At 49.1% G+C, this 14505-nt stretch carries 9 protein-coding genes; all 9 read left to right on the forward strand.

Annotated features, from left to right (window positions below; all coding sequences use genetic code 11):
* The first annotated feature begins 13 nt into the window (after positions 1 to 13).
* The 9 genes from HKX41_07230 (at position 14) to glpT (ending at position 14322) form a co-directional block, all read left to right on the forward strand.
* The gene (locus HKX41_07230) at positions 14 to 1765 is read left to right on the forward strand and encodes a hypothetical protein (GenBank protein ID NNC23947.1); all 1752 of its coding nucleotides are present in this window, start codon (positions 14 to 16) and stop codon (positions 1763 to 1765) included.
* A 108-nt stretch (positions 1766 to 1873) separates the two neighbouring features.
* Positions 1874 to 2608, forward strand: a complete 735-nt coding sequence (locus HKX41_07235) for a hypothetical protein (GenBank protein ID NNC23948.1) — start codon at positions 1874 to 1876, stop codon at positions 2606 to 2608.
* Between the two features lie 422 nt (positions 2609 to 3030).
* Positions 3031 to 4971, forward strand: a complete 1941-nt coding sequence (locus HKX41_07240) for a DUF4422 domain-containing protein (GenBank protein ID NNC23949.1) — start codon at positions 3031 to 3033, stop codon at positions 4969 to 4971.
* Between the two features lie 1099 nt (positions 4972 to 6070).
* Positions 6071 to 7045: a hypothetical protein gene (locus tag HKX41_07245; GenBank protein NNC23950.1), complete on the forward strand. Its 975-nt coding sequence runs from the start codon at positions 6071 to 6073 to the stop codon at positions 7043 to 7045.
* Between the two features lie 75 nt (positions 7046 to 7120).
* Positions 7121 to 8269 carry a UDP-galactopyranose mutase gene (gene glf, locus HKX41_07250; protein ID NNC23951.1) on the forward strand — a complete coding sequence of 383 codons (1149 nt, stop codon included), beginning with the start codon at positions 7121 to 7123 and terminating at the stop codon, positions 8267 to 8269.
* A gap of 271 nt (positions 8270 to 8540) precedes the next feature.
* Complete coding sequence (locus HKX41_07255) at positions 8541 to 9509, forward strand: glycosyltransferase (GenBank protein NNC23952.1); 969 nt, start codon at positions 8541 to 8543, stop codon at positions 9507 to 9509.
* Between the two features lie 266 nt (positions 9510 to 9775).
* Positions 9776 to 11170 carry an O-antigen ligase family protein gene (locus HKX41_07260; protein NNC23953.1) on the forward strand — a complete coding sequence of 465 codons (1395 nt, stop codon included), beginning with the start codon at positions 9776 to 9778 and terminating at the stop codon, positions 11168 to 11170.
* Positions 11163 to 12581: an undecaprenyl-phosphate glucose phosphotransferase gene (locus HKX41_07265; protein NNC23954.1), complete on the forward strand. Its 1419-nt coding sequence runs from the start codon at positions 11163 to 11165 to the stop codon at positions 12579 to 12581. Before HKX41_07260 ends, HKX41_07265 begins: the two co-directional genes overlap by 8 nt.
* 388 nt (positions 12582 to 12969) lie before the next feature.
* Positions 12970 to 14322 carry a glycerol-3-phosphate transporter gene (gene glpT / locus HKX41_07270; GenBank protein ID NNC23955.1) on the forward strand — a complete coding sequence of 451 codons (1353 nt, stop codon included), beginning with the start codon at positions 12970 to 12972 and terminating at the stop codon, positions 14320 to 14322.
* The last annotated feature ends 183 nt before the right edge of the window (positions 14323 to 14505 follow it).

Consider the following 14505-nt stretch of genomic DNA (forward strand, 5'->3'; position numbering starts at 1 on the left):
TACGCAACAGTCCATGAATCTTTTCAAAGAAACACAAAGTTTTATAGCCTGGGTCACCCGCCTCGCATTTGTATTCCTGCGCCGGCGTCCGTGGACAACGATCGTTCTCGTCGCAGCCATGGGAATAGGCCGCGTCACCTCGATCCTGTCGTTCGTGCTACCGATCAAAGTTCTCTCGGTTATCGCCTCGCAATCAGAGCCTGGGAAATTACAGAGCATGATCGGCGCCGATCAGACGACACTAGTCGTGGCATTACTCACCGCTGTAATACTCTCCTTTTTTACGTCCATTATCACGGACGCGATCGCTAACCGACTGACAACGTCGGGCGGCACGGCATTATTCAGCACTGCCAACGAACTCGCGGTTGTACGCAACAATTATGCGACCGCGCAAGGCATCTATCGTCAATTTGCCTCGGTAACAAGTGGCGCCGTGTTCGTCGGCGTCGGTTTCGCGGTCATCGCATATATAGAGTTGCCGCTCATCGCGGGTCTAGCCGGAGCATTGTTGGTCGAGTTCATATTCACCGCAGTTGTACTCCGGAGCGCCAATGCATTTCGCTCAAACACCCTGACGCGATTTGTCTCCGAAAACACCAGAAATTACCTCAACGCGCTGAGTTCCCTGAATATCCTGATCGCACTCGGTATACTGATCTATCCGTTCGTCTGGGGCAATGGGGCGGACGTAATCAGCGCATTGATTAGCTTCCTGATTCTACGCCGAATCCTGGGCGTGGCGAGTGGATGCGTCGCCGAGTCGATCAACCTGGCTAAGCGCCGCAATGTAGCCGATGCGCTCTTCTTTCCCAAACGCCGATACTTGCCGGATGAAGGCAAAGACACCAGAACGCTGCGCGACGTTTTTTCCCGACAAGCGCGAGGCGAAAAAACAATACAGCGGCTACGCGCAGTAAACGTCGATTGCGACGACCTGACCATGCTCTGGCGTGATTCCCGAGTGCCCGGCGTCAACATACTGGCAATCGACTTGTTTCATAGCAACGAGACAACGGCGCGCTATCAACAGCAGGTGTATCTGCCCAACCAGGGGGCTCGGCTTGATAACGAGGCGGTCCTATTCCAGTACATGGCACGAGATGACTTACCAGCCCCCAAGATAATAACCCGATTCGACGAAGGGCCATATCATTGCCAGATTTGTGACACGCAACTCGGCGAGCCGGCCCAAACCGGCAGCGGCCGATGGATGAAGACGGCATTCGACCTCACCGTAAAGCAAATAAGTGCCACACCGCCGAGAGCATTGTTGCGGACGTATGCAATGTCTCACCCATCGATGGCGGACCGACTATCGGATGAATTGATCGAGCGGCTTGACGTCGCGGCCGACACGCCGGAAGACACCGCGAGGCTGGGAAAACTACGACGCGCCATGCCAGACATCCGGGCCCGCGTACAACAATCACCGCTCTATGTCTACAATCCGGAAATGAAACCAGCCAACGTGTTAATCGGCCAGGACAGTAAGGCGCTAATCATGACCTGGGGGCGCTGGGCTCTGGAGCCGATCGGTTACGGCATGCCACAGTTCCAGGAAAACGAAAAACTGAAAGCCCTCGCGCAAACGGTTCGCAATACACGAAGCGATGTACCCGAAACTTATTCGTTCGAGGAGATTGAATGGATACGCCGACTCGGCATATTCGAAAACCAAATCAAAGACAACCTTCTTAAGACCGCCTTGTCCCAGATCGACTACATCTTGGATACAGAGGCGCCCCCCCGTCGCGCCAAGTAAGACTGCACCTCCATCACGGCCGATTGCCGACAACGCCTAACCAGAAACCGATGGTTGTTAGCGGACGGCAACGATGGAGTCATCATTTTATGATTTGTAGGATTAACAATGTTTAATTTATTTAGAAAGTTTGAAAAAAATGAGAACGAAGCTATAACACAAGAAACTCAATTTGACCAAGTTTTTATTGTTACATACGGTCGCTCTGGGTCCACATTATTGCAAAAAATAATAAACTCTATCCCTGGCTATATGATCAAAGGGGAAAACAATGGGGCCTTATTTCACATATTTAGATCCATTAAGGCTTTAAAAGATGCTAGCCATAACCATGGCAGCAGAGAACCTAAACTTGCCAGAGTATCAAGCGCATCAGATTCTCACCCATGGTATGGAATCGGGAGTACTGATCTAGATTCATACTCCACGGAGGCTATTAATGCATTTGTGAGAAATATTATCAAGCCAGACCAGAACATTAGAGCTTATGGATTTAAAGAAATACGGTATTTTGGAAACATACAAAACATTACAGAAATTTTAGAATTCATGCGCAACAATTTCTCGAACCCTTGCTTTATTTTCAATTACAGAAACTGGAATGATGTCGCCAATTCGAGATGGTGGGCTAAGCAAGACCCCGACGATCTAAAGAAAAGGCTCCAATGGTTCGAAGAGGAGTGCGACAAATTTATTCAAAATAATACGAATAGAACTATAATATTAAAATACGATGATTATTCTAATGATGTTACTGAACTTAAACGATTATTCGATTTCTTGGGTGAGGATTTTGACAAGGAAAAGATACAGCAGATAATGAGCCAAAAATTGACACACTAAAATCTGAACTGCAGCCAGCGGCATATTGACCGCGATACTGTAGTGAATGCGCGCCTTGGGCAATCCGGAGCCATGCTCGGGTAGTCAACGGAGTGGCTAATTTAGTTGTCATCACATGGCATAAACCTTTGCATAATTGAGTCTAGATAGTTACCGTTGTTTGCAATAAGACTCAGGCAATTCTTTCGTCAGCATTATTCCGCTGGACATCCCCGAAAAGAGGTTATTATAAGTTTCTGACGAGACCGGAGAACCCCAAACATCGACAATGCCAGCATGAGACGATCGATCTTATGCCTGATATTTTGTGGCCGGATAAAACATCGAGTGTCGACGACAAGATTTCGGCAGACGGCAGAATCTGAATTATGAGATGTATGACCTCCTATTAGACAACTCTCCAATCTCCATTCAGGAGAACAATGGATCAGGGTTTCGACCGCAAAAATTCCGCTTTAAAAGGAATAACTTTGAGTCTCTCAATTTACGTTTGCCACCATAAAGCCAGCCGCTTCTTGACCGGGGATGAGTTTGTTCCCATTCATGTCGGCAAAGTGAACAGTTTCAACGATATTGGCTGCCCCGGGGACGACACGGGAGACAATATATCGCTTCGTAACCCTTTCTACTGTGAGCTGACCGCCCATTACTGGATGTGGAAGAACGATCGTAATAGCGATTTGCTAGGTCTCATGCATTACCGACGCCATCTGAATTTCAGCGATAACCAAGGTTTTTCGGAGGATTGCTGGGGATGCGTCAACGAATCGCACATGGGTGACGATTATCAGACGAAATACGGGCTTTCGAAGGAACAGGTGCTGGCATTCATGGGTGATGCGGACGTCGCCCTTCCTAAACGATGGGATGTGCGCGCTGCCGGAAGCGGCAACAACTACGACCATTACCGAGCCGGAGAGAACCTAAAGATCGATGATTACGAGCAAGCTCTCGCAATACTTCGTGAGAAATATCCCGAGTTTTCCTCCGCTGCGGACCGCTATAACGGATCACCTTACGGCTACTACACAAACATGTTCGTGATGAAGCGAGCAGTGTTTGAAGCCTATTCTGAATGGCTATTTTCGATCCTTTTCGAGCTCGAGAAGCGTATTGACTTGCATGGATATGACCAACAACAACGTCGCGTGTTTGGACATATCGCCGAGCGACTATTAGGCATTTACTTTACCCGGATGATTGAGGAAGGGGCGCTCAACATCACAGAGGCGCAGCGGCTTTTCTCTGCCGAAGGTGCATATAACGGGCACCTTGCGCCAGCTTTTAAAACCGACAATGTTCCACTGGCGATCTGTTTTGATGACAATTATGCGCACGCAGGAGGCGCCCTACTGCGTTCGATTATCGACCATGCCAATGGCGATAAAAATTATGATGTATTGATCCTTGAGGACAGCGTTTCGGCTTGTAACAAAGGCCGGCTCAAAGCTCTGGTCGAAGGACTGCCGAATTTCGAACTGCGTTTCTTTGACGTCAACACCTTCTCCGCGGTAGAAAAAGTGCATACGCGAGGGCACTTCAGCCCAGCGACCTATGCTCGACTACTCATCCCCAATATATTCGAGCACCAAGAAAAGGTTTTGTTTATCGACTCGGATACTGTGGTAAACACCGATGTCGCCGAGCTACTCGAGATGGATATTGGTAACAACTTGGTGGCGGCGGTCAAGGATATTGTGATGGAGGGATTCATCCGTTTCGAAACCCCCTCCGATGAACATACCGGCGCCATGCCGGCGGGCCGCTATCTATCCGATTATCTCGGCCTGACCAACCCAGATGGCTACTTCCAGGCTGGCTTGATCGTCTTTAATCTCGAGTTAATGCGCCGTGAAAACACGTTTGATACTTTGATGGAGATCATGGAACGGACAGCCTATTGGTTTCTCGACCAAGATATAATGAACGTGGCTTTTCAAGGACGCGTTCACTACTTGCCCATGAAATGGAACGTATTTCATGGCAATGGCAATACAGACGATTTTTTTCCGGGGCTCAAGTTTTCAACATATATACAATATTGGGAAGCGCGCCAGACCCCTTCTATGGTCCATTTCGCGGGTGAGAACAAGCCCTGGGGGAACTCCGTCGTTGACTTCTCCGATATGTACTGGGCCGCCTTGAGGGGAACACCTTGGTACCACGAGAAGCTTGCACCTCTGAATAAAAACAGAGAGTCTAATGCAATATTTTTTGAGTCGCGCGAGGCTCGATTTCGTAACTTTATGAAAAAACGTTTGTATCGTGTTTTACCGGCAGGCTCGACGCGTCGTAACATGGCGGCACAGTTATATTTTACGACACTTTCATACTGGCGTCGCTTACGCGAAAGCGTGCGATGACCAGATTTATGCAATTGCGATACGCTGCACTGATAAGAGGAAAGCCAGCAGCGAACACAACTCGCTAGAGAGAGAGCCATGACAACGGTTTATTTACATGTAGGAATGCCGAAATGTGCCTCTTCAGTTCTCCAGTCTTTTTTCAAGTAAGGCGAAGAAGTCCACCGACTATCAGGGTTTTGCCACCCCAGAGCTTTCCGAGAAACGAAAGGTTATTTCAGCCACCGGCCGTTGCATATTTTTTCACCCGACGAAGTAAGGGCAGCGGCGGAAAACATAGCGGCTGAAGCACACGACAATGCTTGCGATACTATTTTCCTATCTGCTGAAGAGTTTGTTAATTTTCTTTGGGATAAAAATATCACGAAATTTGTAATCGATGCACTTAATTAGCAGTTCGGGCCCTAAAATGTAGTGATATTATTTTTAATACGCAATCACTTTTCGTTTGTAGAGTCCGTGTATGCCCAGTTTATTAAGGCTGGAATGTTCCGAGTTAACAACCGCGAATTTTTCAGTCAGCCAGATAATGGAATCTTGGAATTAATTGAGTTTTTAATAAACAAAACGGTTTTGATTTCTTTTGTTACTCAACCTTTATTGAAGCATACCGGACATTGGCCACTCAAAATAAAATCGATATCTTATCCATTGAGCCGGACGACCCAAAGGAAAGCGATGTGGTTAGGCATTTCTGCAAACGATTTTCACTTCTTGACGAAAGACCAGAAAAAGTTAACTCAAGATTCAATGAAAGAGTCATTTTGGCCCTAAACCATGCAAGAGCCAAACACGGGGACGTCATATCGACGAAAAAGTTCGCTATTTTAATAAAGCCTTTATTGGCGGACAAAGTGGAAGCTCAAGACTGCCTAACCTCAGCGAGGAAGCGTTTGACCGAGCACTCGAAGTCTCGATCAACAATCACGAGTACTTTAAAACGTTTCTAGATGATTGCCCAGAAAAAGCTTTTGTTGTCCATAATGGGTTCCCAAGAAACTTGAAATGCGAATCACTACCTAGCAAGAAATGAAGAGCCGGTTAAGGAGGGAAAACTGGCTATTCACCTTATCGCGGCAACCCTAACAACTAGGTGCTTATGAAGCTTATATTACATATTGGAATCGGGAAAACTGGCACCACGGCATTCCAACGCTTTTGCAACCTCAATGAAGGCATTTTAAGGGAGAATGGCTACATTTATGCTGGAACACTTCTACAGAATATAACTCTCCGGCCCCCGTTCGAACATATCGGGCAAGTAGGAAATCCAGCTATACTAGCCAGAGGATTGTCAAAATTGGATTCGATTGCCCAGCATTTTAGTAAAGATACTAAAGCTTTGATTTGGTCCAATGAGTCACTTTCGATGAGCCGCTCTCCAGAAGAGTTGGCTGCATGTTTTGATGATTATATCAAAAACTCTAAAGTATTTAGCGAATGGGAAGTCTACGTTGTTTTGCGCCGACAGGACCAATGGATAGAGTCTGCCTATAAACAGTGGGCTTTGAAACATAAAACTTATAAAGGCACGGGTATTATGGATCCAGGTAAATATGCAGAGTCTGTAGCATATTTGCTTGATTATTATAGCTGGATCCAAAAATGGAATAACACTTCTGCATCTGTCTTTGCTTGTTCGTATGATGCTGTTTTGGAATCAGGAGGAATCGCTCCTTACTTTATTCATAAAATGGATCTAAACCTTCCTGAAAAAGAAAGCATGGACTATTCTGAACATACTCACGGCTCATTAAGTAATGATATGAGCATGCTGGTAGCGCTTTATAATCAGCATTATGAAGAACCGAACAACCCCACGGATCTCTTAACCGTGCTTAATGATACGGGACTCGCACATTTATCGGACTCAAAAGAGTCCTGCTTTTTCTCCCGCGAAATGAAACAGGAAATTTTCGATAGATTTAAAGACACTAATGATAAAGTTAATTCGGAACTATTTTCTGACAGGGAGAGCTTCAATGATAAACCTATCGAAGATAAAGAGTTGTATGAGCCTGATTACCTTAGACTTATATCACACCTACTTATTATATTATCAAAACGATGGTAGCAATATTGAAAATTTATACCACCTCCTCCCTTAGATCCGGTTTGTCACCGAATATCATTTAACGAAGGTCTGGTTATGGCAGAAGTTATTGTAGTTGGCGCTGGATTCTCAGGCGCAGTAATCGGTCGTGAGCTTGCCAATGATGGGCATAAGGTGGACATTGTGGACCACCGAGGCCATATCGCCGGTAACTGCTACACGGCGAGAGATGCAGTTACAGGGGTGATGGTGCATGTCTACGGGCCACATATTTTTCACACCGATGACGAAGAGGTCTGGGAATACGTCAATCATTTTTCCAATTTCAAACCCTATGTGAACCGGGTGAAAAGCACGGTTAACGGAGCGGTTTACTCGCTTCCGATTAATCTGCTTACCATCAACCAGTTTTTCGGTAAAACGATGCGACCGGATGAGGCACGAGCCTTTATCGAGGAACAGGCGGACACCAGCATCGAAAACCCGCAGACATTTGAAGAGCAGGCACTCCGCTTTGTTGGCCCAGATTTATACGAGGCATTTTTGAAGGGGTATACCAAAAAGCAGTGGGGCTGTGATCCGTCCGAGCTACCGGCCAAGATTCTCAAGCGCCTACCGGTTCGCTTCAATTACGACGATAACTATTTCTTTCACCGTTTCCAGGGCATGCCAGAGCATGGTTATACCGCCCTGGTGGAAAAGATACTGGACCACGAAAACATTACCGTTCATTTGGACACCCCTTTCACCTCTGAGATGGCGAAAAACTATGACCATGTGTTCTATTCCGGCCCGTTGGATACCTACTTTGGGTACAGCGAGGGGCGTCTGGGCTACCGCACGCTAGATTTCGAGCGGATCGATTATCAAGGGGACTACCAAGGCTGCGCGGTAATGAACTACGGCGACGAGTCAGTTCCATATACCCGTATCACCGAGCACAAACATTTTTCGCCCTGGGAAGAGCACGAGGGCAGCGTCTGTTACCGGGAATACAGCCGATCATGTGGCGACGATGACATCCCCTATTACCCGATTCGCCTTGTAAAGGAAAAGGAAACACTCGCCCGGTATATCGAGCGGGCGAATCAGACGGAAGGCGTGACTTTTGTTGGCCGGCTGGGAACATACCGCTATCTAGATATGGACGTGACCATCCGTGAGGCGCTGGATACTGCTCGCAGTTTTCTAGATTACATAGAGCGCGGTGAGCAAGTCCCGGCGTTTTTCGTGAAGCCCTTATAAGACCCGTTGAGCAGAACTGCTCGAGGCAGGTCACCGTCGCTGGCTCAAACATCCGATAAGGAGAGGCAGCGCCCCGTCCGACAATCTCCATGCCGGAATTTCACCGAGTACAATACGGAAGCTGTTAGCTTCCTGTGTCGGCTCCGACTACACCCCACCAGCATCATCATTTTTTACAACTGACTCATTCAGGAGTCTGCGGCTTTCAATTTTCCGTGCCGTCTATTTGGCTTGGAGGCAACCAGAAATGCACTCTTTAGTTGCGGTGGTAGTGACCTGTAACCGCCTCGAACAACTTAAAACGGGGATTGCCGCAACACTGCAGCAGCGCTGTGATGCCGTGGTAGTGGTGGACAATTGCTCCACGGACGGCACCAGCGAATGGCTGGACGCCGCTTCCCACGACCATGAGCATCTGGATGTCGTGCGCACATCCCACAATGTAGGTGGCGCGGGCGGTTTCGAAATCGGATTCCGACACGCGCTGGCGCAATACCAACCGAACTGGCTCGTGTGTTTCGATGACGATGCTTGGCCCAACCCCGGCGCTTTCGATGCTTTCCTGAGTTCTGAATTGGATGGGATCGACGCCGCTGCTGCGGCCGTTTACTACCCGGATGGCCACATCTGCGAGATGAACCGCCCCAGCCACAATCCATTCTGGCACTGGCGGCTTTTCCTCAAGACGGCTCTAGGCCAAGGGCGCCGTGGTTTCCACTTGGTGGATGACGACTATTGCTCCGGACAACCATTGCCGATCGATTGCAACTCGTTTGTTGGTTTTTTTGTTAGTAAAGAGATGGTCGAGCGAGTTGGATTACCCGACGGACGTCTTTTCATTCATGGTGAGGATCTGCTCTACACACTGACTATTCGCCGCATGGATGGGCATAGTTGTTTTATGCCCTGGGTGACCTTCACGCACGACTGCTCGACCTTTTCCGTACACAAAAAGACGTTTACGCCGCTTTGGAAAGTTTATTACAACTATCGTAATATGTTGCAAGTCTATCGGACCGCGGCGGGGATATTTTTCTGGTTAATCCTACCGCTCAAAGCGATCCATTGGATTACGCGGGCACGCTTTTATGATCACCGTCGGCGTTACCTAAAACTGGTATATACGGCTTTAAAGGATTTCGCAACCGGGCATTATGACCACCCGCACGAGGACATAGTAAAGCTTGCCGAAGCCAGAGCCGACGCGAATACCTCGAGCAACCCTCCTGAAAATTCGTAGCCACTTACATTGTCGCAGACCATGTTCGAGCAGGCATGTTCAATGCAATCTACCCAGTTGCATCGAACATACGCTGCCAGACGACATACTTGACCTGGTGCTTACATGGACACGCTGTGCAAGCAAGCCACCCAAGGCCTCCGACGACTGTGACCGGCATTAACGCTTCGTACGCGGGCAACACGTTTGCGGGATAACCGCGATGTACAATTGCGGCTATCCCGCGCAATTTGAGTGCGGCGTTTTAAGTTCCACGGAGGCAGTTTTTGGGGCATCAACTGGCAAATAAAGTGGATTGGCCAAGCCGAGTCGGGCTCAGCCTAACGGTATTGTTCGCGCTTTTTCTGGTCGCGGGCACGTCGATCGCACTGAGTGCGCTGGGTTTTATGCTCATTGTTGCACTCGCTGACGGACATCAGTTTGTGGCAGTTTTGCGCCGCAGTCCTTCGGCCTGGGCAGCATTGGCACTTTTTGTGTACGTGGCAGCCCGCGGCGTGGCGGGTGCCTTTCTACACCCGGCGTGGGCCGACCTTCAGTACGAAGGGCTCTGGGACTGGCTTTTATTGCTACTGTTTCCGCTGGTCGCTTGGTTTGTTCAGGGTAGCGAACGCCGCGTACGGATTATTCTGATCACGGCACTGTTAGGGCTAGTGATCGCGATCGCGCGACTGACAGACTGGTCACATTTTCTTCACGACGTTTGGTTCGGCAGTAAACGTGCTGATTGGGGTATGACCTATCTACAATCCGCACTTTTCCTAGGCACGGTATTGCTCGGATGGATCGCGTTTGCCGAGCGCCTGATTGGTGCTGATCGCTGGCGCTGGCTGCGTGGTCCTGGCTGGTTGCTATTCGCCGGGTTGCTTTGCGAGATGATTGTTCTGACCCAATCACGCGCAGTGCTAATGTCCCTTGTCGTGCTCGCGCCAGCGCTCGTGATCGTCAAAATCTGGCTTCAGTCGACGCGGCAGAAGCGGATGGTCGCAGTTAGCGTATTTGTGGTTTTTATTGCAGTCGCAGTTGCACTTATTTTTGCCCACCGCGGCTCCGTAGAAAACCGGCTGCACGGGACGGCCAAGACGTTACACGGGATGCAAACGCTGCAGCTCGACCAAGTGCCCAAGACTTCATTGGGCAAACGTATGTATTTGTACAACTTCGGCGGGCACCGGTGGCTGGACAAACCAGTATTCGGCTGGGGGCCAGGCATTGAAGCAGCGACGGTATTCGCGGACGCGCCAATCGATCCGAAAACGAACGCACATTTCCCGGATTTGCATAACGGTTATCTGGAAGTTCTGGTTCGCTTCGGCGTCGTAGGCTTTCTGCTAAGTCTAACTATGACTGGTTGTCTGTTGATCGGTTTATATCGCGCGTGGCAGCGCGGGTTCGTGCGAACCGACATGGTGGCATTCCTAACCTTTTCCTCAATCCTGGGGGCACTGGTCAATCTGACCAATTTCCGGCTTGTCCATATGGCATACCGTTTTTACGTGATTTTTTTGGTTGGTCTTGTATTTGCCCATGAATTACGGATGCTGGCAACAACGCAACAAACGGCGAGCCAAGATGATGCGGCAGCCAGCGATCCAAGCGTGCCTATCAAGAACGCAACCGGCGGGCAGCAACCGGATGAAATAACGCGGACGCCAGATGCTTAAAGCTCGAGTGGACCGACGTCGCCCGACGCTTGACTATAATCTGCTTGCCTACGGCATACTCATTGCGAGTGATATCACCACTATTCTCGGTAGTGGTTACTTGGCCTATTTCCTACGCTTTGGCGCCTGGACAATGCCACCGCATTATCGGAGCGCACTGGCCATAGCGTTAATCACTAGCTTTGTCATTTTCCCAAATCTGCGCCTTTACGCCGGCTGGCTAAATAAACCGGTCTGGATTCGGCTTCAGTCGTTAATCCTAGGGTGGGGAGCCGTTGCGCTTGCGCTAATCACGATTGCCTATATGGTCAAAGAAAGCGAGAGCTACTCACGCTTGTGGTTCGGCACGTGGTTTTTGTTGGGGGGCATTGCCCTGAATCTGCTGCGTGGCTTAGCAACGCATTTGCTGGCGCGCATTCGCGCTAGCCAGGGTGTACGGCGCCGCGTGGTTATTGTCGGCCAAGGCGCAATAGCCGAACGCGCAATCTGGCACGCACACCATCATGGCGACGGCTCCTTCAAAGTGTGTCGCGTCGTGCCGCTGGATTATGACCAATCAACTGCCAACCTCGGAGGCATTGAAAGCCGACTGTTGTCAAAACGCGTGTCGCTGGCAAATTTTGTCGAGCGCGCTGGGATTGACGAAGTGTGGTTTTGCTTAGCGCTGCGGGATGAGCATGTGCTCAGGGATTTCCAAAGCCGCTTGGCACATACCGCGGTCACGCAACGATTCATGCCCGATATTGATGCTTATCGCGTGTTGCGTAGCCAAATCACGGAAGTCGCCGGTCTGACATCGTTGAATTTAAATACATCCCCGATATTCGGTGCCAACCGTGCACTCAAGACAATCGAAGATTTGGTGCTATCGGCACTGATTCTAGCGCTCATCAGCCCGCTTTTAGCCGTTATCGCAATCGCCATCAAATTGACCTCCGCCGGGCCTGCTTTATACAAGCAGCAACGCGTTGGCTGGAATGGTCAAGAGTTCCGTATGCTTAAATTTCGCACGATGCCGGTTCACGCCGAAGCAGAGTCGGGACCGGTCTGGATGGACCCCAGCAGCAACCGAACAACACGTTTAGGCCAGTTGTTGCGGCATACGAGCTTGGATGAATTGCCGCAGTTCATCAACGTCATCAAGGGGGATATGTCGATTGTCGGGCCACGCCCGGAACGACCAGCGTTCGTAGGCCAACTGAAACACGAAGTTCCGGGCTATATGCAGAAGCATCTTGTCAAAGCCGGCATTACCGGTCTGGCCCAGATCAATGGGTGGCGCGGCAATACCGACCTTCGCAAACGCATTGAATGGGACCTGTATTACATCGAACACTGGTCATTGTGGTTGGATCTCAAGATCATTGTTCTGACGCCTTTCAAAGGCTTCATGAACGAACACGCCTACTAACATATTAGCGACGCGTGGCAGCTCCACTCACTGGTAATCCCTCACCAGCCGTGAATGTGGCGATACCGGCCTGTCCCACCAAATGGCCGGAGGCAGACACCCATTTTCCAGCTACCACACAATTCCGCATGGCTCGCTCGTTGGACAGCCCTTCGATCTCTCAAGCGCCAACGGATCGTACGCTCAAGCCGAAATCACCAGAGCCGAAAAAGAATAACGACACAGCAAAAGCGGACAGCGGCCAGATCAGTATACTGTCCCCGGATTTGGCAAAGTCGCCAGGACCAAAATAACTGACGGCACAGTACAAGCCGACAGCGATTAGATCTGTATACTTCTGCGCCCGTGCTGTGAGCGGAGTGTAATTTAAACTTGTGGAGCCTATGGAATGCTGAAAATATTCAAACCAAAACCAGCAGCCGATCGTTTACCGGACGATCAGGTGGACCATGAGTATAAAAAAATGCGTTGGCAAGTATTCATAGGAATATTTGTTGGGTATGCAGCGTACTATCTCTTAAGAAAAAACTTTTCAATTGCCATGCCCTATTTGGTTGAAGAAGGTTTTTCCAAAGGGGAGCTTGGAATTGCTTTGTCCGCCGTTTCTCTTTCTTATGGGATCAGTAAATTCGTAATGGGGACTGTTTCTGACCGAAGCAATCCAAAAGTATTTTTAACAGCCGGCCTTGTTCTTTCCGCGATCATAAGTTTATTAATGGGGTTTATTCCCTTTTTTACATCTTCAATCGCCATAATGTTTATTATGTTGTTAATACTCGGCTGGGTTCAAGGGATGGGCTGGCCGCCGTCTGGGCGCACGCTTGTACATTGGTTTAGCGTGAGTGAACGCGGGCGTAAAACAGCGATTTGGAATGTTTCACATAACGTCGGCGGCGGACTGATGGCACCGTTAGCTGTTTTCGGCGCTTCCATATTTGCTGGCGGATATTTCGTTGGATATGAGGGTGTTTTTATACTTCCAGGTTTTGTAGCTTTAATTATAGCAATAATTACTTACATCCTGATGAAGGACACCCCTCAATCAGTGGGATTACCTCCCATCGAGGAACACCGGGACGATTACCCTACTGAGTCAAAAGAAACCTTTGAAACGGAATTAACAACAAAGCAAATACTTTTTAATTATGTTCTTAATAACAAATGGATGTGGGCAATAGCCTTTGCCAACATATTTGTCTACCTTGTCCGATACGGCGTACTGGATTGGGCACCGACATATTTAAGTGAGGCGAAAGGATTCACGATGGATGAATCAAGCCTCTCTTATTTCTTGTATGAATGGGCTGGGATCCCGGGTACATTGTTATGTGGCTGGATCTCAGACAAGGTATTTAATGGCCGCCGCGGCCCGACAGGGTTCTTCTTTATGGCGGGCGTGCTTATTTCCGTGCTGGTTTATTGGCTAAACCCTGCAGGCCACCCGATGGTTGATAATGCAGCGCTAATTGCAATCGGATTCTTGATTTATGGCCCGGTGATGCTAATTGGGTTGCAAGCACTGGACTATGTCCCCAAAAAAGCAGCCGGAACGGCGGCTGGACTGACTGGATTGTTTGGGTATTTAGGCGGAGCAGTTGCCGCTAATATACTATTGGGTTATATAGTTGAATTTTATGGCTGGGACGGAAGTTTTATCCTGTTAATCGTCTCCTGCTTACTGGCTATGGCCATTTTTGCGTTTACTTGGAATATTCGCGGCCAAGAGGTTGCAAAAAGCTAAATAGCACCTGAAGGCTTAAAACACTCAGCTAGCCGAACCCAAATTTGAGCGGCTCGGGCAAACAGTCATAGTGCATGGCCAGACGCTGCCCACGCCTGTTCTAGTTGTCGGGCGCACCCGACAACTAGAACTTGGGTAAAGGCACGAAGCCATTGGCATCGCCCGGAGCAAGGTTCTGCTCCG

The sequence above is a fragment of the Salifodinibacter halophilus genome, assembly GCA_012999515.1.
GTDB classification, from domain to species: Bacteria; Pseudomonadota; Gammaproteobacteria; order Nevskiales; family Salinisphaeraceae; genus Salifodinibacter; species Salifodinibacter halophilus.

Coding starts and splice junctions, on each gene's coding strand:
- HKX41_07230 (NNC23947.1), top strand. CDS start 14: ATGAATCTTTTCAAAGAAACACAAAGTTTTATAGCCTGGGTCACCCGC.
- HKX41_07235 (NNC23948.1), top strand. CDS start 1,874: ATGTTTAATTTATTTAGAAAGTTTGAAAAAAATGAGAACGAAGCTATA.
- HKX41_07240 (NNC23949.1), top strand. CDS start 3,031: ATGGATCAGGGTTTCGACCGCAAAAATTCCGCTTTAAAAGGAATAACT.
- HKX41_07245 (NNC23950.1), top strand. CDS start 6,071: ATGAAGCTTATATTACATATTGGAATCGGGAAAACTGGCACCACGGCA.
- glf (NNC23951.1), top strand. CDS start 7,121: ATGGCAGAAGTTATTGTAGTTGGCGCTGGATTCTCAGGCGCAGTAATC.
- HKX41_07265 (NNC23954.1), top strand. CDS start 11,163: ATGCTTAAAGCTCGAGTGGACCGACGTCGCCCGACGCTTGACTATAAT.
- glpT (NNC23955.1), top strand. CDS start 12,970: ATGCTGAAAATATTCAAACCAAAACCAGCAGCCGATCGTTTACCGGAC.